The sequence below is a fragment of the Opitutus sp. sgz309028 genome (assembly GCF_059821195.1).
Genome location: NZ_JCAMRR010000001.1, coordinates 1,326,563 through 1,351,194 on the forward strand (window position 1 = coordinate 1,326,563; position 24,632 = coordinate 1,351,194).

Consider the following 24,632-nt stretch of genomic DNA (forward strand, 5'->3'; position numbering starts at 1 on the left):
TGCGGCGCGATCAGCGCACGGCCTCCGCCGCCGGCACCGCCACATACGGCTCCTCGTGCAGCACCGGCGTGCGCTTGCCGGCGAGCAGCTGCCACCAGACGCGCGCGTTGGCGATCACCACGATCGCGACCAGCACGAGGAACGAACCGGTGACGAATGCGTTCACCTGGTTGTTGAAAAGCAGCCGCTCCCACTGGTTCACCTGCGCCGCGTCGCCGCCGGCGGCGATCTTCGCCGCGAAGTCCCGCGCCGCTGCCAGAAAGCCGAGCCGCGGATCGGCGCTGAAGATCTTGATCCAGCCCGCGCTCATCGTGACCGCGAGCAGCCAGACCAGCGGCAGCAGCGTGCACCACACGTAGCGCACACGGCCCATCTTGATCAGCACCGTCGTCCCGAGCGCGAGCGCGATCACCGCTAGCAACTGATTCGCCACCCCGAAAATCGGCCACAGCGAATTGATGCCGCCGAGCGGATCGATCACGCCCTGATAAAGAAACCAGCCCCACGCGCCGACGAAGAGCGCCGTCGCGAGCACATTGCCGGCGAACGATTTCGTTTCGCCGAGCGGCTTCGCCACCATCCCGAGCAGATCCTGCACGATGAAACGCCCGACGCGCGTGCCGGCATCGATCGTCGTCAGGATGAACAGCGCCTCGAACATGATCGCGAAGTGATACCACAGCGCGAGCGCGCCGCCGCCGAACGCGCCGGCAAACATCTGCGCCATGCCCGCCGCAAACGTCGGCGCGCCACCCGCGCGGCCGATCATCGTTTTCTCCCCGACCTCCGCCGCGAGCGCCGCCATGTCGGCCGGCGTCACCGGAAAGCCGAGCGCGGTGATCTTCGCCGTCACCGCCGCGACTTCCCCTTTCATGTTGATCGCGAAATATTGCCCCGGCTCCATCGCGCACGCGGCGATCAGCGCCATCAGGCCGACCACCATCTCGGTCGCCATCGCACCGTAGCCGACGACGCGGATGTCGCTTTCGCGCATCAGCAGCTTGGGCGTGGTGCCGGAGGCGATCAGCGAATGAAAACCCGACACCGCCGCGCACGCGATGGTGATGAAACAAAACGGAAACACCGGCCCCGCGAACACCGGACCGCTGCCATCGATGAACGATGTGATCGCCGGCATCTTCAGCACCGGCGCCAGCAAAATAATCGCCACGCCGAGGAGCGCCACCGTGCCGATCTTCATGAACGTGCTCAGATAATCGCGCGGCGCGAGCAGCAGCCAGACCGGCAGGACCGACGCGAGCACGCCGTATCCAATGATCCACCACGCGAGCGTCGTGCCTTTCAGCGTCAGCGCCGCATCCCAGCCCCAGGCGTGGACGAATTGTCCGCCGTAAACCGCGGCCAGCAGCGCCGCGACGCCGAAAACACTGACCACGAGCAGCCATTTCCCGCTGTGTCCGCCGAACCGCATCGCGCAGCCCATCACGACCGCGATCGGCATCGTCGCCGCGATCGTGAAGAGACCCCATGGGCTTTCGGCGAGGGCATTGACCACCACGAGTCCAAGCACCGCGAGCAGGATCACCATGATCGCGATGATGCTCACGAGCGCGATGAAGCCCGCGAACGGCCCGACTTCATCGCGGACCATCTGCCCGAGCGAGCGCCCGCCGCGTCGCACCGAGCAGAACATCACCACGCAGTCGTGCACCGCGCCGCCGAGCGTCGCGCCGATCAGGATCCACAGCATGCCGGGCAAATAACCGAACTGCGCAGCCAGCACCGGACCGACGAGCGGACCCGGTCCGGCGATGGCGGCGAAATGATGGCCGAAGACGACCCAGCGGTTGGTTTTGACGAAATCCTTGCCGTCCTCGCGCACCACCGCCGGCGTCGCCCGCAGTTCGTCGAGCGTGAGCACCTTCGCCATCAGCCACGCGGAATGAAAACGATACGCCACGGCGAACACGCAGCCGGCCGCCACGACCATCCAAAGGGCGTTCACCGGTTCGCCGCGCGAGAAGGCAAGTAATGCGATGGAAAACGTGCCGAGCGCGACGACGCCGGACCAACCGAGCACGCGCAGCCAATTTCGTTTCGAGGCGGAAGCAGGAACCGTCATGGGGAAAAGGGAAGCGCCCGCGACGCTGCGACAGCGCTTTCTCCAGCGCAAGCCGCTCGTGGGACGGGTCTCAGACCCGCCCTCCTTCGCCACCGAATTCTGCCTGCAGCTCACCCCGTCCCGCTCACTTCGCCGTCAGCACGACAAAGGAATGCGGCTTCACCGTGAGCGTAAACACCCGCTGCTCCTCCACGGGCGCCATGAAGCCGCCGCCGGTTTTCTCCACCTGCGCCGTCATCTCCTCACCCGTGAGCTCGTTTTTCAGCCGCGTGACTTCGGACCCGACGACGAGCCTCACCTCTGCGGGCTCATCGCGAAACGATTGCACGATCATCGCGCGATTGTCGTAGGGCAGCAGCGCGAGTTTCGACGGACCCTCGAGCCGCACGAACAAGCCCTTCGACGCCGTCCGGCGGATCACGTTCAGCACCGGCGCCGGCAGTTCGTAGAGATCGCCGAAGTTCTCCGGCATCGTGAGCACATGGAGTTTCCCTTCGCCATAAGGGACGTAGTGGAGAAGTGGATATCCGAGTCCGTTCGTCATGCTGGCGATCAGCGTCCACGAATCGTTCGTGTTGAAATGCAGCTCCGGGATCAGGATGTCGCGGTCGAGCCGCGCCTTCACGCCGCGACCGAGCGGCCAACCCCAGAATTCGCGCGTGAGCGCCTTGTGCTCCGTCACGCGCACGTCGGCGATGTCGCGGCGGAAGCCGCGGTCCTGGATCGCGCGCAACAGGCCTGACGTGATCACGACGTCCTTTCCGGCGAGCAGTCGCTGCTGGATTTTCGTCACGATCTCCGGATCGGCCGCGGCGCCTTCCGTCAGCAGCACGAGCGGCGCGTCGGCCGGAAACTCCGGATGCAGGTCGATCGGCAGTCCGATTCCGCCGAGATAGTTGTGCAGAAAATCCTCGTCCGACGACGAATGATACGGCCGATAGCTCGCGATGCCGACCGGCCTACCGAGCAGTCCGAGATAACGGTCCGCCTGCTCCAGCGCGACACCGGCGACGCGCGCCATCGTCGTTTCCTTCAATCCGGCGAGCGGTTTCGCCATCGCGTCGTAATCGAAGCTCGTGCCCTGCCCCTGCCACGGCGCGCGATCGCTCGCCGGCAGCGGTTCGAGGAGTTCGTGCAGCGCGAAGAGCGTGATCTCCGGCGCCTTGGCGAAGAGCGTCAGCCAGAGCTGTTCCGCGTAGCGGTCGGCGACCAGCCGGTTGGCGGTGTCGACCCAGCCGCCGAGGTTTCCGCCAGGTTTGATGTTCTCGAAATAGCGGACCTGTTGAAAACTCTGATACGGTTGCAGGTGCTGGTGATTGTAGACGGAGTCGCGCGTTTCAGTGCCGGTGTAGATCTGGTCGAACAGCCGCGGCTGCACCTCGAGATTGTAGCCCATGCCCTGAAAATGCTCATACCAGTTCGGATACTTGATGGTGAGCTTCACGCGCGGATTCACGGCGTGCGCGGCGGCGATGAGCTCGCGCGAGACGTCGGTCATCAGCGCGAGGCGATACTCCGTCCAGCTGCGATCGCCCTTGGCGCGAACGCAGGCGTCGCACTTGCAGCTGGTGAAAAAGAAATCATCGAGGATCACCTCGTCGAAGTTTCGCGCCGACACCTCCATGATGTGTTTCACCTCGGCGCGTTGCTCGGGGCGCGTGTAGCAGAAGGTCTCGAAGAGATTGCGCTCATTGCGCACGTAGGCGATCCCCGCGGCGGTCTCGATGCCCTTCTCCGCGAAGAAGCGCTTCGCCTGTTGCAGGGTCGCGTCGTCGATCACCATGCCGTCGCGATGGGTTTCGAGGTAGACCTTGTCGAGCTTCACCTGGCGCTCGACGATCGCCCAGTTGGTCCGCAGCCATTCGAGGTCTTTCATTTTCTGCACCTCGTAGGCGCGGACATACGTCGCAGCGCGAAAATGCCGATACTGGGCGGCGATCGACCCAGTGGCCAGCGAAGTGACTGCGGCCACGGTGACGGCGAAACGAATACGCGGAAGAATCATGGGGCGGAGGGGTTGAACGCCGCGGCCTGACGCGATCGCTGGAGCGCCGTTCCGCTTCCGGCCACTCTATCAGTTGCGCCCGGACGGGCGGAAGCCCCGCGGGCGAACCTGATCGGCGGATCACCCGAAAGGGGGATTCGCAATCCGTGCGCAGTGTTTTGGTTTGCTCCGCTCAAACCGTCCGGATTGAACCGCGGAACGGCTCTCATCCGTCCGGCAGGCGACGTTTCGGGCCGTCCAACCCCCAAGCCCTATGTCTGACGCGTTCCGTATCTACCCGATCGATATCGTTATCTTCGTCTTGTTCGTCATCGCGGTGGTCGCCACCGGCATGATCAAAAGCAAAGGCGAGCGCTCCGATAGCAGCGAGGACTACTTTCTCGCCGGCCGCGGACTTAAGTGGTGGCTGATCGGCTTCTCGCTGATCGCCGCCAATATCTCGACGGAGCAGTTCGTCGGCATGTCCGGCAACGCCGCGAGTCACGTCGGTCTCGCGATCGCCAGCTATGAGTGGATGGCCGCGATCACCCTCGTGGTCGTCGCGTTTTGCTTTCTCCCCTACTTCCTCCGCGCCGGCATCTATACGATGCCGGAATTTCTCGAATACCGTTTCAGCGCGAGCGCGCGGTCGTTCATGGCGATCGCAACGATCTTCATTTATCTGCTCCTGCTCGGGGCCGTGACCTACTCGGGCGCGCTGACGATCACCACGCTCGCGGGCACCGCCGGCTACAACATTAGCATGCTCAACGCCTCGCTCACGATCGGCATCGTGGCGATGGTCTACGTCACCGCGGGCGGCCTGAAAGCCTGCGCCTGGGCCGACCTGATTCAGGGCAGCGCGCTGATCCTCGGCGGCGGCGTGATCATGTATTTTGCGTTCAACAAACTCGGCCTCGCGACCGAAGCCGCCACCGTCGTCAGCACCCAGACCGGCGCAATCGAGACGGTGCAGCTCGCCGCCGGCTCCGGCAGCCTCGACCGTTTCATGGAACTGAACGGCCCGCGGCTGAACATGTTCCTGCCCGCGACCGACAACGTGCTCCCGTGGACCGCGCTGCTCCTGGGCCTGTGGATTCCGAACTTCTACTACTGGGGCCTCAACCAATACATCACGCAACGCACGCTCGGATCCGCTTCGCTGGCGCAGGGCCAGAAGGGCATCGTATTCGCCGCGTTCATGAAGCTGATCATCCCGTTCGTGATCGTCGTGCCCGGCATGATCGCGTTCAACCTGTTCTCGAACGAGATGCGACTCGAGGCCAATGCCGAGAAAACCGTCAGCCTCACCCGCTACATCAAGGCCAACCCCGAATCCCAACTCGTCAGCACCGCCCAGGCGCCGTCGGAAACCGAGATCGCCGGCTGGGAAACGGGCAAATACCTGATCGCGATTTATCCGGACCAGGCCGCCGTCGCCGCCGTCAAAACCCGTAATCCTTTCGTGCTGCCCATCACGCAGGACCGTTTCAACAGCCTCAGCGCGGCACCGTTCACCACCTTCACCACCGAGGATCATGCCTGGCGCCATGTGAATCCTGCGCTCGCCGCGGAAATGGACGCCTTCAACGTGCGCACGGAGGCCGCTGCGAAAGCCGCCGGCCAGCCGACCGCGACGGAGAAGCTCATCGCCTACAAATACGACACCGCGCTCGCACAGCTCCTCGCCCACGTGCTCCCGCGCGGCCAGGGCTGGGTCGGCTTCGTGCTCGCCGCGCTGCTCGGCGCGGTCGTGAGCTCGCTCGCCGCCATGCTCAACGCCGCGTCCACGATCTTCGCGATGGACATCTACAAGAAGCACCTGTCGCCCAACGCCACGCAGAAGAGCATCGTCCTGCTCGGCCGCATCTCGGTGGTCGTTTTCACGATGGTCGCTGTGTTCCTCGCCCCGGCGCTCGGTAATCCGAAGATCAGCAACAGCATCTTCACGATCATCCAGGAAGGCCAGGGTTTCATCTCGCCGGGCATCCTGGCGGTGTTCGTCTTCGGCCTGCTCGTGCGCAAGGCCCCGCCAGTGTGCGGCATTGTCGGCCTGCTGACCAACGTCGTCGCTTACGGCGCGCTGAAATTCGCCGCGCCCGGTATCCAGTTTCTCAATCGCATGGCGCTGTGCTTCGCACTCTGCCTCGCGGTCATGGCGCTCCTGCGCGTGCTCAAGCCGCTCCCGCAGCCGTTCGAATTCCGGCACAACGCGACCATCAGCGTCGAGTCGTCGAAGGGCGCGCGGCTCGCCGGCTACGGCGTCGTCGCCGTCACGCTGCTGTTCTACGTGATCTTCAGCCCGTGGGGCATCGCGAAGTAAAAGAAACTTTTCTCGCGCTCAAAAGGCGGACGCACAGCGTCCGCCTTTTTCTTTTTTGCACGCATGAGGGTTGCGCCGCACGCGGGCCTCGGTCTTTATGATCGAACTCAGTCATAAACCGGATCCGCGATCGCCGCCCACTGGCGCCGCGCCTCCGCTTCCACCCTGCTCATGGATCTCTCCCACCGCCGCCGCCCCGACGCCGAACGCCGCGTGCAACTCATGGCCACGTGCCTGTGCGACGCGTTTTACGACGATGTCGCCCGCGCCACGGTCGAGGTGCTCGATTACCTCGGCTGCCGCATCGATTTCCCGGAAGCCCAGACGTGCTGCGGCCAGCCGGCCTTCAACGGCGGCGATTGGGCCGCTTCGCGCAAGGTCGTCCGCCACACCGTCAAGACCTTCGCCGGCGATGCCCCGGTGGTCGTGCCTTCCGGCTCGTGCGCGGCGATGATGTTTCACGGCGCGCTGCTCGAGTTCGAAAAGGAACCGGATCTGCCGGAAGTGGAAGCCGTTGCCCGGCGCACCTGGGAGCTCGCCGACTTCATCGTCAACGGCCTCGGCGTCACCTCCTGGCCCGGCCGCTACGATGCCGCCATCGCGTTTCACCGCTCGTGTCATTCCCGCGGCACGCCCAGCGGCGAGGCGTCGCTCACGCTGCTCAACTCCATCGCCGGCGCGCGCGTCGTGCCATTCGGCGAGGGCGAACAATGCTGCGGTTTCGGCGGCACCTTCTCCGTCGCGTTTCCGAACATCTCCGCCGGCATGGGCACGCTGAAACTCGAACACATCCGCGCGGCCAAGCCCGACGTCGTCGTCTCCGGCGACATGAGCTGCATGATGCACCTCGGCGGCCTCGCCGAAAAGGAAGGCCAGCCGATCAAGACGCTGCACCTCGCGCAGGTGCTCCGCGACGCGCTGAAAAACGCCCAACCTCCCCGCTCATGAAGCAACCGATCGACACGTTCGCCACCGTGCTGCCGGGCGACAAGCGCGCCGCGGTTTACAACGGCACGAAGGTCACCCACGAGAAGCGCACCAAGCTGCTGTGGGATCATTTCGAGGATCCGAATCACCTGCGCCATCTCGCCGGCGAGATGAAGCAGCATGTGATCGAAAATCTGGATACGTATCTGCCCGCGGTCGAAGCGAAGCTTCAGGCCAACGGCGTGAAGGTGCACTGGGCCTCGACCGGCGAGGATGCCTGCGCCGCCGTGCTGCAGATCATGCAGGCCCGCGGCGCGAAGAAAATGGTCAAGGCCAAGACCATGGTCAGCGAGGAGATCGAGCTGGCCCATTACCTCGAGCAGCACGGCATCGAGGCGCTCGAAACCGACCTCGGCGAGTTCATCGTCCAGATCGACCACGATCACCCGAGCCACATCGTCCGCCCGATCATCCACAAGAACCGCCGCGAGATCGCGCGGAGTTTCGAGCGCGAGGGTCTCGGCGCCTACAACGACGATCCGCAAACGATCACCCGCCGCGCCCGGGCGTATCTGCGTCAGAAATACCTCGCGGCCGATGTCGGTCTGACCGGCGCCAATTTCGTCTCGGTCGAAAGCGGCCGGCTCGTGATCGTCACCAACGAGGGCAACTCGCGGTTCTCGCTCGCCGCCACGAAGTGCCACATCGCGCTCGTCGGCATCGAGAAACTCGTGCCGCGCGACCGCGATCTCGGGCTCGTCCTCAATCTCCTCGCCCGCTCCGCCACAGCGCAGCAGCTCACGGTTTACACCGAGTTCGTCTCCGGTCCGAAATCGGCAACGCAGCCCGACGGCCCCGAGGAGATGCACGTGATCTTCGTGGACAACGGCCGCACCGACGTGCTCGCGACCGAATGCCGCGACATCCTGCGCTGCATCCGCTGCGGCGCATGCCTCAACGTCTGCCCCGTTTACCGTCAGGCGAGCGGCCACGCCTATCGCAGCGTATATCCGGGCCCGGTCGGCGCCGTGCTTTCGCCGTTACTCGCCGGCAAAAAGTTTCCCGAACTGGCGGACCTCCCGAAGGCATCGTCGCTCTGCGGTGCGTGCAACGAAGTCTGCCCGGTCGACATCCCGATTCCCGATCTGCTGCTGCGGCTGCGCAACAAGGGCAAGGAGGAGCACGCCCCGCTCGCCTCCGCCGCGACGCCGCCGATGGGCGCGTGGGCGCTGCTCGCGTCGCAACCGACCGCCTGGAAAGCCGCGTTGATCGGCGGCAAGGTGATGAATTATTTGCCGACCAAGCTCATGCCGATCCCCGCCCTCCGCGCGTGGGAAAACAAGCGGACGCTGCCGGCGTGGCGCGGCGGTGAATTCCGCAGTTGGATGAAGCAACGTCGTCCCCACGCGGACGGCTCCGGCTCCGCCAGCACCTCCCAAGCCCGTTGAGGACAACGAGCTCCTTCTCATGAATTCTCGCGAACAAATTTTGGGCCGTGTCCGTTCCGCCCTCGCGCCGCTCCCGCAACGGGTGGCGTTGCCGGAATGGGAACGCGATCTCGTGATCCTGCGCGAAGCCCGTGGCGCGGTCGATGCGTGGACGCTGTTTTCCGAGCGCCTGAAACTCGTCAATGGCACGCCGCTGTCGTCGGTCGCCGAACTGGTGACGTTTCTCGCACAGCACCGCCATTTTCACGGTTACTGCGATCCGGCGCTGCACGCGCAGATCGGCGCCGCGTTTCCGACAGAGTTTACGGTTGAAACCACGTTCGATCGGACGCGCGTCGACGACTATCAATTCGGCCTCACGGCCGCGGCCGGGGCGATCGCGGAAACGGGCACGTTGATCCTGTCGGACGCGAGTTCGTCCACGCGTCTCGGCGCGCTCGCGCCGTGGGTGCACATCGCGGCGGTCCGACGCGATCAGCTGTTTCTCGACATCCCCGCGGCGCTCGCCGCCCTGCCGGCCGATCCGAACATCGTCTGGTGCACCGGCCCGTCGAAGACTGCCGACGTCGAAGGCATTTTGATCGAAGGCGTGCACGGCCCGGGCGTGCAAGCCGCGCTGCTGCTCGGCTGACGGACGTCGCGACGGTTTTCCAGACCAACAAAAAAGACGCGGCGTTTTCGCCGCGTCTTTTTTTTGTGCGTCGCTTGGAGCGATCGTCACTTCAGCCAGAAGGAGAAGTAGAGATACAGGCCGAGCACGAGGCCGACGATCAGGACGACCATGAGCTTGTTGCCAGCATCCCAGCTCTTGACGATTTCCTCGTGCGATTCGCGGTGGACGGAGCCGTAGGTGACGCCGTGGAGCTTTTCCGGAGGAGGAGGCGGCGTGAGGAACGAGGCGATCACCATGATGATCGCGCTCAGCGCGAACAGAACGCCGGTCGCATAGAGGAAGTTGAAATCGCCGATCCACGCGAGGAACGCAGGATTCTCGATCTTGCCCGCGCCGAAGAAGGCCTGGATGGTCAACTTGGCCATGCCGAGCAGGAAGCCGCCCGCGAGACCCCACGTGGCGCCGGTGGCGTTGATGCGGGTCCAGAAGAGGCCGAGGAAGAACACGGCCGTGATCGGCGGAGCGAGATAACCCTGCACGCTTTGCAGGTATTGATACAAGCCGCCGCCGGAGATCTTCGCCATCACGGGGATCCAGATCATGCCAAGGCCAACCACGACGGTCGTCGCGATGCGGCCGACCAGGAGGAGATGCTTCGCCGAGCTGTTCGGGCGCAGTTTTTCGTAGATATCGACAGTGAAGAGCGAGGCGCTCGAGTTGAAGAGCGACGCCAGCGAGCTCATCAGCGCCGCCAGCAAGCACGCCACAATCAGGCCGCGAATACCGACGGGCAGGAGTGTTTTGACCAGCGTCGGGAACACCTGGTCGCCATCAATGACGTCGGTCGGAAGGCCATCGACGCCAATCTTGAACGGCAGTTGGATGATGCCCTTCTGGTGCAACGCCCAGCCGATCATGCCGGGAATAAGGAAGATCAGCACCGGCCAGACCTTGAGCAGACCGCCGAACAGCGCGCCGCGGCGGGCGGTCGGCAGGTCCTTTGCAGACAGCACGCGTTGCACGATGTATTGGTCGGTGCACCAATACCACAGACCGATGATCGGCGAGGCGATCAGGACGCCCAGCCACGGGAAGTTCGGATCCGACAACGGCCGCCAGAGCGCGAAGTTTTCCGCGTTGGCTTTTGTGACGGTCACGAGCTCGCTCCAGCCGCCGAGTTTCGAAAGACCGATGCTCGTGATGACGAAGGAGCCGAACAGGATGATCACCGCTTGCGGCGTCGCCGTATACATGATCGCGCGCATGCCACCGAACACGGTGTAGATACCGGTCACGATCACGGTGAAAAACGCACCGAACCAGAACGCGTTTTGCGGCGAACCGAAGGTGTCGGGCAACAGCGCCTGGAAGACGATCGCGCCGGCGTAGACGGTCACGCTGACCTTGGTGAACACATACGCGACGAGCGAGACGCAGGAGAGAATGGTGCGCGTGCGGGCGTTGAAGCGCCGCTCGAGAAACTCGGGGATCGTCTGCACCCCGGACTTGTAATAAAACGGCACGAACAAGCCGGCGAGCACGATGAGACACCAGGCGTGAAGCTCCCAGTGCGCCATGGCCATGCCGGTCGCGGCGCCCTGGCCGGCGAGTCCGACGATGTGCTCGGAGCCGATGTTGGACGTGAAGATCGAGGAGCCGATCACGACCCAGCCGGCGTTTCGCCCGGCGAGGAAGTAGTCGACGCTGTCTTTCTGATGTCGCCCATACCACCAGGCGACCCAGCCGATGAGGCCGAAATAGAGGGTGATGACGATCCAGTCTAGAGGTTGCATGAAGTTCCGAAGAAGCCGTCGTTGGGGTTAATGAGGTCTGCGCAAAAGGTATCCAGAATCCGGATCGGCCGCTGCGGCCGGGCGGAGTGCCGCCTGACAGTCAAAGGCCGGGCGCCGGTCACTTCGTGCTGAAACGATAGATGGTGGTGCTGCGGAGCGTTTCGCCGGGACGCAGGATCGTGGACGGGAAGTTATCGTGATTCGGGGAGTCCGGATAGTGCTGCGTCTCGAGGCAGAGACCGCTGCGGAACGGATACTTTTTGCCGCTTTTACCGGTAAGGGTGCCGTCGAGGAAGTTGCCCGAGTAGAACTGCAAGCCGGGCTCGGTCGTGAGGACTTCCATGAAGCGGCCGGATTTCGGTTCGTGCACGGTGGCGGCGAGCGCGAGCTTGCCGCTCTGGTTGTCGAGGACCCAGTTGTGATCGTAGCCGCCGCCGAACTTCAGCTGCTCGTTGTTGGCGTCGATCCGCTCGCCGATCGCGTGCGGCTGGGTGAAGTCGAGCGGCGTGCCCGCGACCGGGACGATTTCGCCGGTCGGGATCAGGCCGGCGTTCACCGGGGTCGTCTTGCTCGCGTGCATCGTGAGCACGTGATCGAGGATCGTGCCGTTGCCCTCGCCGCGGAGGTTGAAATACGTGTGGTTGGTCAGGTTGACGGGCGTCGCCTTGTCGGTCGTCGCCTTGTAATCGATCCGCAGTTCGTTCTTCGGCGTGACCGTGTAGGTCACTTCCACGGAGAGATTGCCGGGGTAACCCTCCTCGCCGTCGCGGCTGAGGTAGTTCAGGACCAGCGTCGGGTTGCCGTCGACGATCGTCGGACGCGCCTGCCAGACGACTTTGTCGAAGCCGACCAGGCCGCCGTGCAGGGAGCACGGGATGCCGCCCGGCGAGTTGTTCGTCGCGAGCGAATACGTTTTCCCGTCGAGCGTGAACTTGCCGTGCGCGATGCGGTTGCCGTAGCGGCCGATGAGCGCGCCGAAGAACGGCGACTCCTTCAGGTATTGCGCAGCGTTGTCGAAACCGAGCGAGACGTCGGCGAGCTGGCCGGCCTTGTCGGGCACCAGCAGGTTCACGACGACGCCGCCGAGATCGCTGATGTCGGCACGAAAGCCGCTCGCGTTTTCCAGAGTGTAGAGGTGGGTCTGCCGACCGTCGGGCAGTTGACCGAAGGATTTCACGGTGATCACAGGGGTGGCGGACGCTCCCAAGAGCGACGTAGCCGCGCAAGACAACACGGCCGCACAACAATAGAACAAGCGCACAACAGTTTTCATAGGGAATTGAAAGCTCAGGCCGCGCACCTGCTGGAGGGCGGCGGGGTCCTCCAGCAAAAGATCACGGCTCGAAGCAGCGCAATCCCTCTTGGCGGGAAAATTACAGTCCCGTTCAGTGGGGCGCCCCACGCGGCGCACGCCGCCGGCGTGCTCACGGGCCGGAGACGACCTGCGCGGTCACGTCCTGCCCGTCCTGCACGAGCACGCCGCGATTGGCTTTCTTGAGGATGAGATTCCCGTGCGAATCGGTGCCGTCCGAAAACTGCAGCCGCGTGAGCCCACCGACTTCGACCGGCCGGCCGTTCGCCTGCCAGAGATCGCCGCCCGTGATCTGGACGTCGCCGCTGGCGCCGAACTTGAGGACCGGCATCGCCGCGTCATGCGCCGTGATGTTGCCCACATACACCGGTCCCTGAAACGCCACGCCGGGCGCGTAAATCCCCGTCACGCCATCGGCCGCGAAATAGTTCGCGTTTCCGGTGCGCACGCCGCCGAACTTTCCGTTCGTCGAGGCGATCGCGATGAACGCGATATCGGCGATCCCGTCGTAGTCCATCCCGGGCGGGAAAAGCGCGGGGTTCACGGCGGTTTTTCGACCGACGGTGAAGACCGAAACGTTGGTATTTTCATCGGCGCCCGTGATCACGATGCCCGCGTGACCTTTCATGTAGCTCACGTCCTGAATGTATTTCGCCGGCTTGGCCGGAGGGGACGTCTCCGTAAGCACGAGGCTCAACGTCCCCGGTCCGGACATCTCCACCTGCACGATGTCGTCATCCAAATCGATGAACGACGTGCGCACGATCTGCTTTTCGTTCCAATCGGCCGTCACCGCCTCCGCCGCGCCGGTGAGCAGGACCTGATCGTAAACGTTGTGGTTGGGATGCACGACGTTGGCATCGATCTCGTAACCGTCGCCGATCACCTTCTTCGTCGAACTCAACCCCACGATCACCGGCGTGCTGGTCTCGACACCTGCGAAATTCGACGCGGCGATCGTGTAAACGCCCGCGTCCGCCGGTCCGGCATTGGCGATCGTCCACGTCGAGCCGGTCCCGCCGGTGAGCGCGACGCCGTTGCGCGCCCACTGCAAATCGGGCGACGGCGCGCCGGTCGCCGCGGCGGTCAACGTCACCGCCCCGCCCTCCGCCACGGTTTGCGCCACCGGCTGGCTCGTGAGCGCGGGCGCAGCGACGCCCATCAACGTCGCGACCTTGCTGCCCCAGATCGACACGCCGCTGTCCGACACCGCCGTGAATCCGAGCACCCATTCCCGATTGTCGTCGTCCCACTGGAGCACAAACACGCCGCGATACGTCGTGCCGCCGAGCATGAGGGTCGCAAACCAATCGCCCGACAACGCCCACGTGCCGCTCGCCGCGCCGGACACGGTCTGATCGGCATTGAGCGACACGAGCGACGAGGTTTTCACCGTCGCGGTGATGTCCTTGCCGTGATTGATCAACTTGAAGTTTCCGGGAATCTGCCGCGCGGTGATCTTGTTGATTGTCTCGCCCCCGTAGCGCTGCGGCGCGACCACGAACCAATCCTGGTCGTTGATGAACATCTGATGCACGCGCACTTCATGAACCTCGCCGCGTCCGACAAACCGCGTGTGAAACACGAGGAAATACTTCCCCGTATCGGGATCGCGATAGACGGAGTTGTGCCCCGGCGAAACATAACCGCGGCTCAGCGTGCCTAGCTCGCCGCTCGCATGCAAAAACTGCCAGTTGCCCATCAGCTTCACGCCGTAGGGCGCGATCGCATTGTCGTCGAAAAACGTCCCGTTGGCGCCGCCGACATTCGTCAGATCGTTGCCTTGCGCATCCAGATACGGTCCGTCTGGATTCCGGGAACGGGCGACGCGGATGTTGTAGCCGCCATCGGCCGCCAGCCCGCCAAACGACAGAAACAAATAATAATACTCCGTCTCCGGGCTATAAATAATATACGGACCTTCGATGCGCGAGTGATTGCGGCCGATCAGTTTCTTGCCGTAGCCCTGACCTGGCTTCTGCCTTCCCGTGGCCGGATCCATTTCCATGATATAAATGCCACCGGAATAGGAGCCGTAAACCATCCAGAGTCGCCCGGTCGCATCGAAGAACACACTGGGATCGACGACATTGGGATGAATCGTGGCATTATACGGCGTGCCGTCTTCGCTCGTGCCGACCATCCCGGATTTCAGCAGCACAGTGACATGACGATAAGGTCCGGTGATCGCATCGGCGACGGCGAGGCCCATCGCACTCAGCGGCGAATCGCCGCGGCAGGCGCAATAATACATATAATAACGCCCGTCACCCAGGCGGATCACATCCGGCGCCCAAAACGTGTTCGTCTGCGCCCACGTGAGCACCTCCGCGAATTCGACCTGCGGATTCGGCACAAGCGGATTGCCCGCCGCCGCGCTCGTCGAGATTTGCGTCCAATGCATCCAGTCCGTCGTGCTGGCCGACGCGAGATGCGAACCGAACACATAAAACGTATTTCCGGCGCGAACCACCGATGGATCGTGCACCGTCACATTGCTGAAGGTCGGGCCAGGTCCAAGCGTTACGGAGGACTCCATGGCTCCGGCCGCCGGCGGGAGCATGCAAATTACCAGGCCAACAAGAAATCGATGCCAATAGCTGCTTCGACGCGTCATCGCTCTTCCCTCATTCCACGCACGACGCGCGTCCGAACACCGGCAAGCCGTCGGCGCCCCACGCGATCGGTTTCACAAAGGTATGGCGGTCCGGATTCCACAGCGGATCGCCGACGATCTCGCGGTAGGTCCGCGCGTGATACACGAGCAGGTCCGTCTTTCCGTCCTCCGCAACCGTGAAGCTGTTGTGCCCCGGGCCGAAGATGCCGAACTCGTAGCAGGTCTCGAACACCGGCTCCTTCAGCTTGGTCCAGCTGCGCGGATCGAGCAGGTCCGCCTTTTCGTCGGCATGCAGCAGGCCGAGGCAATAATTCTCGTCCGTCGCACTCGCCGAGTAGCTGATGAACACCTTGCCGTGGCTGACGAGCACCGCCGGACCTTCGTTGACCGAGAAGCCGCGCGTCTCCCAGTCCAGCTCCGGGATCGACAGACGCACCGGCGGCGTCGCGAGCCGCGACGGCGTCATCATCCGCGCGATATAAAGATTGGAGTTTCCCGGAATGGCGCGGTCTTTTTGCGCCCATACGTAATACAGCATGCCGCGATGCGTGAACGTGGTCGCGTCGAGGCAGAAGCTGTCGATGCCGGTATCCACCTGACCGTTGAAACGCCACGCGCCCGCGAGCGGATTCTCGGCGGACGTCGAGATCACATACATCCGGTGTTGAAACAGGTTGTCCTTGATCTCGCGCGACGGGGCCGCCGCAAAATAAACATACCAGGCGCCCGCGATATAATGAAGTTCCGGCGCCCAGATCAGCTCGCTATAAGCGCCCGTGTCGGGCTTGCGCCAAACATCGACCGTTTCTGCCGTGGCGAGGCCGGCGATGGTGGACGCGCGGCGCAGCTCGATGCGGTCGTAGGCGGGAACCGAGGCGGTAAAATAATAGAATCCATCGGTGTGCCGGCGGATGCACGGGTCGGCGCGCTGCAGGATGAGGGGTTTGAGAAGAGTCGACATGGGAAAGCTGCGTTCAGGCCGGTTTCGTTTCGTCGGTCGCGGAGAAGACCAGCTTTCCCTGGCGGGCGAGCTGTTCCTTGATCTCGTTGTAGCGGGCGTCGGTGATCCTGTAGCGATACATCAACAGTCCCATCCCGAGGTGAAATACGCCTGGGATTACGGTAAGCAGCGCGGCGAGCCCTCCCAGCGTGAACGCGCTCTGCACGACATCCGGCTGATAGTGAAAATACGTGAGTAGCCAGCCGACCATCCCGGCCGCGAGGCTCATCCCCATTTTCTGCGCGAACGAAACTCCACCGAAGGCCATGCCGGCGACGCGCTTGCCGCTCTTGAGCTGACCGTAGTCGACCGATTCCGAAATGATCGACCAGAAGACCGGGCCCTGCAGATCGACGATGAAGTTGATCAGGAAATAGAGCACGAAGGCCAGGGCGACGCCGCCGGGAGCGACGGCGAAATACATGATCACGCTCAACGCAAACGTGATGAGCTGCGACCAGCGGAAGAGCTGAATCTTGCAGAACTTCTTCGTGATCCAGGTCGACGCCACCATGGAGAGAATATTGCCCACGATGCCCGTGGTCACAAACCCCGCCTGCAACCGTGCGTCGCCGCCCAGATAATATTTTGCATAATACAGCGCCGCCGATCCGCGAATCACATAGCCGATGGTGCCGACGAGGCAGACCCAGAACAGGACCTCCCACTGGTCGTTGTGATAGAGCAGTTTCACCTGCTCGCCCAGCGGCTTGCGGTCGTTCTTGAACTGCACCCGCTCCTTCGTCGTGAAGAAACAGAAGATAAACAGCAGCGTCGCCATCGCCGCCATCACCGCCATCGAGACCTGATAGCCGCGGGCAAGATGTTCCTGACCCCAGCGCGCCGCGAAAACCGGCACGAACGTGTTCACCAGCAGGGAGGCGCCCTTGGCGAAGAACAAGCGATAACCGTTGGCCGAAAGGCGCTCCTGTGGATCCGCCGTCAGGACGCCCGGCAGTGAAATGTAAGGAATAACGACAACCGTGAAGACCAACATCATCAGGATGTAGGTCGCGTAGGCCCAGATCAGCTTGCCGGTATAAGGCAGGTCGGGCGTCGTGAACACGAGCATCACCGACAACCCAAACGGCACCGCAAAGATCAACAGATACGGACGATAACGACCCCAGCGCGTCGTGCGGGTGTCGGTGAAGATGCCCATCGCGACGTCGGCAAACGCATCGATCAGCCGCGGGATCAGGCCGAGCATCGCGATGTGCGCGACGTTCAATTTATATACATCCGTATAGAAGAACGTGATGATGATCGCGAGCGCGGACCATACGACGTTTACGGCGGCGTCGCCGGCGCCGAAGCCGATCTTCTCGAGCACGGGCAGTTTCTGGGCGGAGCTGGAAGGGTTTGTCATGGGCAGGACCTCACTCGGGCTTCAACTCGCTCACGTAATGTTCGAGCACGCTTGGATCCACGTGCGGCCAGTCGGCATCGTCCCAGGTGAGTTCCGCGATTTTCAGTTTCTGCAGCCCTCGATCCGCGGTTTCATACGCGTGAAACACCAGATAGTCCTTCCCGTCGAAGGTGTAGGCGCTGCAGTGGCCGACGCCCGGCCACGCGGGATTTCCCGCGAGCAGCAGCGTGCCGCCGCCCTTCGCGAGATCCTTGCCGGTGCGGTCGAGATATGGACCGGTGACACCCTTCGACCGGCCGACGACCATCTTGTAAGTGCTCTCGGCGCCGCGGCAGCATTTGTCCCAGGAGACAAAAAGATAATAGTAGTCGCCCTTGCGGAAAATGAACGGCGCCTCGATTTCCGCCGGCTCCGGTTCTTCGTCGGGCACGAGCACGGAGCGCTCGCGTTTCGCGATCGAATGCCATTCTTCCGGCTGCGCGACCGACAGCCCGTCCGACGCGAGTTTCACCAGTTTCAATCCGCCCCAGAAGGAGCCGAAGCTCAGCCATGGCGTGCCCTCCTCATCGACGATCAGATTGGGATCGATGGCATTCCACAGATCGCGATTCGGCACCGAGCGCACGACGATCCCCTGATCCTCCCAGCGATAGTCCGGGGAGGCCGGATCGAGCGTGCGGTTGACAGTGACGCCGATCGCAGAGGTGTTTTTCCCGAATGCGGAAACGGAATAATATAGATAATATTTCCCGTTTCGGTGCGCGATGTCGGGCGCCCAGATGTGTCCGTTGAAGCTCGGCGCCACCTGTTTCGCCCACGTGGGTTCGCCGGGGAAAATCCGGCCGCGTCGCTGCCAGGTTTTCAGATCCGTTGAACTATAAAACGTGATCCCGGGGCCCGTGCTGAAGAGGTAGAACGCATCTCCCTCCTTCGCCATCACGGGATCGTGGATACTCACCTGGCGCGCCTCGCCGTTTGCCGCCGCGAGGACGACACCAGCCAGGCCGAGCACTCGGAAGATCAGTGAACGCATAAATAAAAACTTTTCCTCCCGCGACGTCGGGCGCCGTGGATTCGAACGGGAGCGGCGTGGCCGTTCCCGTTCGAAGGCCAGACAAGGCGCACGCGGTTAATAGCGATAGCGCACCCCAAGTTCGATGAAGCGGTCGTAGTTGCGAACGTCGCGCGAGAAGATCGAGATGTCGCCGAAGTTGTCGCGGTATTTGCTCTGCGTGAGGTTCGTCACGTCGAGCGTGAGCAAAAGCCCCTTGCGGAGTTCGTAGCTCGCGGAGAAGTCGAGCTGGCCGCGGGGCTGCACCCAGACGGTGTTGGGCTGCAGTCCGGGTTGGTTGAAGGCGTCGATATATTTGCCGCGCCAGCCGTAGGCGAGCCGCGTCGAGACGCGGCCTCGTTCATAGATGAGCACGACGTTATAGTTATGCTTGGCGACCTGCGAGATGTTCTGCTGCTGCCCGGTGAGCGGATTCTCGCTCTCGCCCTCGATATAGGTGTAGTTTGCCTGCACGCCGAGGCCGTTGAACGCGTCGGGCAGGAAATCGAGGAACTGGGTCCAGCCCGCTTCGAAGCCCTGGAGGTATCCGTTCTTCGTATTGCGCGGCCGCGTGACATTGTAGGTGCGGCCACCGATCGTCTCGGGGGACGAGTAGCTCTGGATGTAGCCGTCGATCGCGCGATAGAAGGCCGTGGCCGTGATCGAGCTCGTGCTCGTCAGCAGGTAGTTGAAATCGAGGTCGTAGTTGACCGAATCGACGGGATCGAGGTCCGGATTGCCGCCGCTGCCGGAGCCGGGAACCGTCATCGTCGCGGCCGTCACGGAAAGCGCCGGATTGAGATCGTTGAAGTTCGGGCGGCGGTTGGTCTTGGTCACGGCGCCACGCACGAAGAACTTGTCGGTCACCTTCAACCGGCCGTTGATCATCGGCAGAATCTCCCAGCGCTTTTTGCTGTTCTCGGTGGGTTCGAAGTAAGGCGACTGCGTGGCGGTGCCGGTGGAATCCACGACGATCGCCCGCTGGTAGCCTCTCAGTTGCTGCTCCGCGCGCACGGCGCGCACGCCGACGAAGCCGTCGAGCGGCATGTCGCCCACGTTGAAGTGGAAGTTCGCCGTGCCATACAGCGCGTAGGATTTCTCCGTGTCGTTGAAGGCGCTGCCGAGCTCCGGGTCAGGCCGGCCGGCTGGTTTGCCGAAGATCTGGCGCAGCTTGTTCGTGTTCTCCTCCGCGAGCATCCAGTCGGAGTTCGGCGTCCAGAATTTCCGGATACTGAAATGATCGGCCGACACGAACGGTTCGGTGTCGGTGACCATGCCGAGGCCCGCAACGTCCTTTGCGCGCGCGGCGTCCCAGATGAAGGTGCCGCCCGGGCTGTCCGCGCGGGAGTTGACCTTGCGGTGCGTCACGCGCGCACCGACCTGCAGCGAACGGAACGTCGGGTTCTCGAGGGTGATCACCGAGTCGAGCTTGGCCGCGACGAAGTCGCTGTGCGCGCGGGACCACTGATCGTAGAACTGCGTCATGAAGTAATTGTTCACGTCGGCGTAATCCACGCCCGACGCCTTCACGGTCGGCGCATCGTTTTCGTTGTAAGTGATCGCGAGTTGCTGCGTGGGCGAGGTGATGCCGGTGTCGAGGATGATGCCCTTGGTCTTCACCGTGCTGAAGCTGTAGCTGACCTCGCCGTTCAGGCTGAGGCGGTCCGTCGCCCACTTGCCGCCGAACGCGCCCTGCACGGTGTCCGTGGAGTTGTCGAAGGCCTGCGTGCTGGTGAGCGTGACAGTGTCGTGCGCGGTGAAGCTTTTGACGAAACGGTCGGGCTGGCCGTCCTTGTTGCCGTCGTTGCTCCACCCTCCGGCGCCCGCCGGGAAGAGCGTGACCTCGGCGGGCGGGCGGAACCCGCCCCAGCTCGGGATGCCGATGAAGAAGTTCACGTCACGCCGCTCGCGATAGTTGGTGAAAAACGTGTCCGAATAGAGCTCGACGCCGCCGTTGGTTTTCCACTGCAGCGAGAGGGAAACGCCGGCGCGCTTGCGATCGCCAGGGATGATCTGCCAGCCGAAATTGTCGGCGTAGAACCCGGGGGTGCCGGAGGCATCCGTGACGATGTCGAACGTCTCGCCGTTGGCGCCGAAGTGCACGTAGTTATCGATCACCTGGTCCTGATACTGCCGGCGGATGTAGGAGACGTTCACGAGGGCGCCGAACTCGCCGGCCTCGTTCTTCCAGCGGTTGTTCAGGAGGAAGCTGCCGTTGTAGCTGTAGTTGTCGGCCTGGTTGGCATAGCCGCCTTTCAACGTGGTCGCAGCCGACATGCCTTGCTTGAAGTCGAAGGGCCGGCGGAGCCGGATATCGATCGTGCCGGCGACACCACCTTCGAACAGCGATGGCTGCGTGGATTTGTGCACTTCCAGCGCGCCGATCATGTCGGCGGGGATGTCCTGCAACGCCACGCCGCGGCCGGTCCCGGTGAAGACTTCGTAGCCGTTGATCGTGGTCGAGATGCCGGGCAGCCCGCGAATCACGACGGACGAGACTTCGCCATTGGCGCGGCCGACCTGGATGCCCGGCACGCGCTGCAACGCTTCCGCAACGGTGTTGTCGGGAAACTTGCCGACGTCCTGCGCGACGATCGCGTCGATGAGCGACACGGAGTTGGCCTTGATCTCCTGCGCCGAGGCGAGGCTGGCGCGCAGGCTGGAGACGACATATTCCTCGAGCACAACCGGCTCGTCTTCGGCGGCGCCGGGAGTGAGCGAGCTGGCCGGTTGGGCGGGTGCCGGCGAAGCGAGGAACGAAAGCAGAGTCAGCGTGGCACTTAGGAACGCCGACGTTTTCCCGCGAAGCGTCGGCTGCTGCCGTCGCTCGGTTCTGATGGTGATAGTCATGGGGCGACCCTTTCTGGAGTTAATCGAGTTAACTGGGAGGAGGCATTTCTCCTCCTGATCTACATGCGCCTTTCGCCCGTGAAATCCGACAGAGGAGCGGGCGGATCCGGACCGGGAGCCGCCCCAAGTAGGGCGGGTTCTTCGACCCGCCCCCCCTCGCGGTCCAGGATCCAATGTAGGGCGGGGTCGGGAGACCCCGCCCTACAAGCTGAATGCCAGAGGGCCGGGGGAAACCTCGAACGACCGCCTCAGAACGAATACCGCGCGCCCAACGAGATCGTCCGGCCCACGATCCAGTTGCCGAAGTTATTCGTCGTGCGGCCATTCTTGCCGTAGTAGCTGTGCTGCGTGTCGTCCGTCAGATTCGTGCCCTCGAGCGTCAGGACGAAGTTGTCCGCCAGCCGATAGCTGATCTGCGCGGTCACGCTGCGCTCCGGCGCGTTCCAGACCGAAAGCGGATTCGCGAACAGCGCGGCCTCGTTGTGGTGATGGAAGGCCGAGCGCCACGTGTAGGAGACGCGGCCGCTGAACTTGCTGCGTTCGTAGGCGAGCGTGGCGCTGAAGGAATTGTCGGACACCAGGAAGAAGTCGGTCGTCCGCACGCCCGTCTGCACGCCGGCCGAATCGAAGAGCGGCGTGTCCTGCGACGAGCTCAGGTGCGTGTAGCTGCCTTGCACGCCGAAGCCTTGGAGCAGGCCCGGCAGATTTTTCGGGAAGTAGCTGCCGCCGATTTCGAAGCCCTCGAGTTCGCCGTTCGACGCGTTGGTCGGCTCGGACAGAATGTAATCATACGGTCCGATGTTATCCGTATAACTGATACGACGGCGCGTGCTGACCACGAGACCGTCGATCTCGCGCCGGAAGAGCGCGAAGTGCGCGGACGTCGCTTCGTCGAAATAATATTCGAAGGTCAGGTCGTAGTTACGCGAGGTCGTCGCGCGGAGATTCGGATTGCCCGACGACGCCGTGCCGTAGCCGATGTTGCTCACGTCACGGTTGTAGGTGGTCAACGGATTCAGGTCGCCGAAGTTGGGACGGCGGATCGTTTCGCCGTAAGCGAGTCGCGCGAGGAAGTTGCGCGTGATCTCATAGGTGAACGCCGCACTCGGGAGCAGTTTTTCGACCGTGGTGTCGCCGGAGCGGGTGTTGTTGGTGGTCATCGCCGGGTTCGTGAAATCCCACTCGTTCTTGATCGAGACGAAGCGCAGGCCGAACTGGCCAGTGAGCCGGCGACCGCCGATCTCCGTTTCCAGCCGATCGACCTGGAGGTAAGCGGCCGACGTGAATTCGTTTACGTCGAAGGTCTTTCGGAGCGGCGAATTCAGGTTCGGGCCCGTGCGCCAGGTGTAAAGCGGAGCGAGCTTCTCGCGGTTGTTATACGCATACTCGCCGTCGATCGACGCCCACGACGTGGGAATGTCCGCGCGGCCGTCGAAGAAGCCGTTGTTGACGCTCACGATGCCGGGGAACTGCTGGCTCAGCGCAGAAAGCGAGATCGGGCCGCCATTGCGCGCGAGCCGGTCGGCTTCCGCGAAACGCGAAGCTTCGGACGCCTTGCGGTCGTCGAAACGCACGCCGAACTTCAGCCGCTTGATCAAGCCCCAGTCGGTATCGAGCACGCCGTCGGTGGTGACGGTCGCGGCGCTGCCTTTGTTCTTGTAGCCCTGGAACCAGACTTCAGGCACCGCGCCATCATCCTGCACGCTCCACGTCGCCGGATTCGAGACGTCGCTCTCGTTCACGTTGGTCGTTCCGGGGATGTCGAGATAGCGGAACGCCGGCAGGCCTTCGCCGGCATTGAAATCGACCGACACGTCGTTGCGCACATTCCGATAAGCGCGCGAGAAGTAGTTCACGCGGTGGAACTGGCTCGTCTGGTAAACCGCTTCGGAGGTGAGGCGGAAGTCCGGGGTGATATTCCATTTACCGTTCAGCGCATACTGGAAGCTGTCGGTCTGGGCCTTGACGAAGTCGCCGCTGGTGAACGAATACACCGCGCCGATATACTCGCGGCTCTTCACGATGTTGGTGCCCGGATACAGCTCGATGTTCAGCGTCGCCGGCGTCCAGTTCACCCACCAGTCGACGAACGAGAAGAGCAGATTGCTGAAGTTCTTGTTACGATAACCCGTGTAGAACGCCTCGAACGTGTATTGGGAATCCTTGTTCGGCGCATACTGGAGCGAGACGTTGGCCGCCGGACGCTTCGTCTGGCCTTTCGTCTCGTTGAAGAAGATCGCATCGCGCGCGAGCACGTATTCAACGCCCGAAACCTTGGAACCGGGCGTCGTCGGCAAACCTTCCTCGAGGCCGGGCGTCCACGGCACGACGTCCGGGAACAGCCGCGCGTAAGGCTCGGGCCAGGCCGGCGGCGGCTGCGCACCCTTGGCGAACGGCACCTGCGCGCCGGGCGTCGCGCTCTGATCGCGGTAGGTCGTCGTCAGATACGAGACATTGATCAACGCGCCGAATTTCCCCTCGGAGCCGACCTTCCACACCTTGCTGGCGAGGGCACTGACGTTGGGATCGTAGTGGTCGCGCTGTTCCTGATACGTGCCCTTCGCCGCGATCGCGAATTTCTGCCCCGGAAAGTCAAAGGGACGAAATGTCTGGATATCGATCACGCCCGCCATGCCCGACTCGATGTGGGCCGCGGAACGCGTTTTCATCACGTCGATCTGTTTAACCAAGCTCGTCGGGGCATCCTGCAGCGAGAGGCTGAGGCCGGACGCGGTGAAGATATTGCGGCCGTTCAACGTCGTGGTGACATCGGGCAGGCCGCGAATCGTCACCGAGGCGATGTTGCCCGCGCCGTAGTCGGTCACCTGGATGCCCGGCAAACGCTGCAGCGACTCGACGGCGTTGTTGTCGGGGAACTTGCCGATGTCTTCCGCAACGATCGACTCGAGGATCTGCGGCGAGTTGCGCTTGATCTCGAGCGCCTTGATCGTGCTGGAGCGCAGGCCGGAGACGACATACGTGTCGAGCGTGACCGGCTCGTCCTCGGAATTCGTCGCCGAGACCGTGGTTTGCGCGGAAACGAGAGGCCCGAGCGCAAAGGCGCCAAGGGCGAAAGCCGCGAGCTTCCGAGGGGAAACCGGAAGACCGCGGCGCGAACGGGTTGGATGGGGGGTCATAGTTTTGGGTCGGACGATTGCGTGGCGCCACATGCCCGCGTCTCCAAAAAGAAACGACACGGCACAACAGGGCTACATGCCTCTCATGCGCCGTTCCGAACCGGAACCCGACACGCGTCCGCAAC

At 63.2% G+C, this 24,632-nt stretch carries 13 protein-coding genes and 2 pseudogenes; 4 read left to right on the forward strand and 11 right to left on the reverse strand.

Annotated elements, in window-relative coordinates:
* Positions 1-10: 10 nt before the first annotated feature.
* Complete coding sequence (locus AC6RV7_RS05120) at positions 11-2,083, reverse strand: carbon starvation CstA family protein (protein ID WP_500092829.1); 2,073 nt, start codon at positions 2,081-2,083, stop codon at positions 11-13.
* A 124-nt stretch (positions 2,084-2,207) separates the two neighbouring features.
* A complete protein-coding gene (locus AC6RV7_RS05125) occupies positions 2,208-4,088 on the reverse strand; it encodes a putative glycosyl hydrolase (RefSeq protein ID WP_500092830.1) in 1,881 nt (626 codons plus the stop codon).
* 253 nt (positions 4,089-4,341) lie between these two features.
* On the opposite strand from AC6RV7_RS05125, the gene AC6RV7_RS05130 reads away from it, so the two are divergent.
* From AC6RV7_RS05130 to AC6RV7_RS05145, 4 genes are all read left to right on the forward strand, one after another.
* Positions 4,342-6,390, forward strand: a complete 2,049-nt coding sequence (locus AC6RV7_RS05130; RefSeq protein WP_500092831.1) for a sodium:solute symporter family transporter — start codon at positions 4,342-4,344, stop codon at positions 6,388-6,390.
* 171 nt (positions 6,391-6,561) lie between these two features.
* Positions 6,562-7,338 carry a (Fe-S)-binding protein gene (locus AC6RV7_RS05135; RefSeq protein ID WP_500092832.1) on the forward strand — a complete coding sequence of 259 codons (777 nt, stop codon included), beginning with the start codon at positions 6,562-6,564 and terminating at the stop codon, positions 7,336-7,338.
* Complete coding sequence (locus AC6RV7_RS05140; protein WP_500092833.1) at positions 7,335-8,765, forward strand: LutB/LldF family L-lactate oxidation iron-sulfur protein; 1,431 nt, start codon at positions 7,335-7,337, stop codon at positions 8,763-8,765. Before AC6RV7_RS05135 ends, AC6RV7_RS05140 begins: the two co-directional genes overlap by 4 nt.
* Positions 8,766-8,784: 19 nt before the next feature.
* On the forward strand, positions 8,785-9,396 hold the full coding sequence (locus AC6RV7_RS05145; RefSeq protein ID WP_500092834.1) for a LutC/YkgG family protein: 612 nt from the start codon (positions 8,785-8,787) through the stop codon (positions 9,394-9,396).
* Positions 9,397-9,482: 86 nt separating this feature from the next.
* On the opposite strand, the gene AC6RV7_RS05150 is transcribed toward AC6RV7_RS05145, so the two are convergent.
* The 9 genes and pseudogenes from AC6RV7_RS05150 to AC6RV7_RS05190 all read right to left on the reverse strand — a co-directional run bounded on the left by AC6RV7_RS05150 (position 9,483) and on the right by AC6RV7_RS05190 (position 24,507).
* A complete protein-coding gene (locus AC6RV7_RS05150) occupies positions 9,483-11,171 on the reverse strand; it encodes a sodium:solute symporter (RefSeq protein ID WP_500092835.1) in 1,689 nt (562 codons plus the stop codon).
* A 118-nt stretch (positions 11,172-11,289) separates the two neighbouring features.
* On the reverse strand, positions 11,290-12,444 hold the full coding sequence (locus tag AC6RV7_RS05155) for an aldose epimerase family protein (protein WP_500092836.1): 1,155 nt from the start codon (positions 12,442-12,444) through the stop codon (positions 11,290-11,292).
* A gap of 958 nt (positions 12,445-13,402) precedes the next feature.
* A pseudogene (locus AC6RV7_RS05160) lies at positions 13,403-13,645 on the reverse strand (immunoglobulin domain-containing protein); the annotation flags it as partial.
* Positions 13,646-13,663: 18 nt separating this feature from the next.
* Positions 13,664-15,046, reverse strand: a pseudogene (locus AC6RV7_RS05165) (glycoside hydrolase family 43 protein); the annotation flags it as partial.
* A gap of 64 nt (positions 15,047-15,110) precedes the next feature.
* Positions 15,111-16,061 (reverse strand): glycoside hydrolase family 43 protein, encoded by a 951-nt coding sequence (locus AC6RV7_RS05170; RefSeq protein WP_500092837.1) that lies wholly within the window; start codon positions 16,059-16,061, stop codon positions 15,111-15,113.
* Between the two features lie 13 nt (positions 16,062-16,074).
* Positions 16,075-17,469: an MFS transporter gene (locus tag AC6RV7_RS05175; RefSeq protein WP_500092838.1), complete on the reverse strand. Its 1,395-nt coding sequence runs from the start codon at positions 17,467-17,469 to the stop codon at positions 16,075-16,077.
* 10 nt (positions 17,470-17,479) lie between these two features.
* Positions 17,480-18,502: an arabinan endo-1,5-alpha-L-arabinosidase gene (locus tag AC6RV7_RS05180; protein WP_500092839.1), complete on the reverse strand. Its 1,023-nt coding sequence runs from the start codon at positions 18,500-18,502 to the stop codon at positions 17,480-17,482.
* Between the two features lie 96 nt (positions 18,503-18,598).
* Positions 18,599-21,370 (reverse strand): TonB-dependent receptor, encoded by a 2,772-nt coding sequence (locus AC6RV7_RS05185; protein ID WP_500092840.1) that lies wholly within the window; start codon positions 21,368-21,370, stop codon positions 18,599-18,601.
* Positions 21,371-21,618: 248 nt separating this feature from the next.
* On the reverse strand, positions 21,619-24,507 hold the full coding sequence (locus AC6RV7_RS05190; protein ID WP_500092841.1) for a TonB-dependent receptor: 2,889 nt from the start codon (positions 24,505-24,507) through the stop codon (positions 21,619-21,621).
* Positions 24,508-24,632 lie beyond the last annotated feature (125 nt).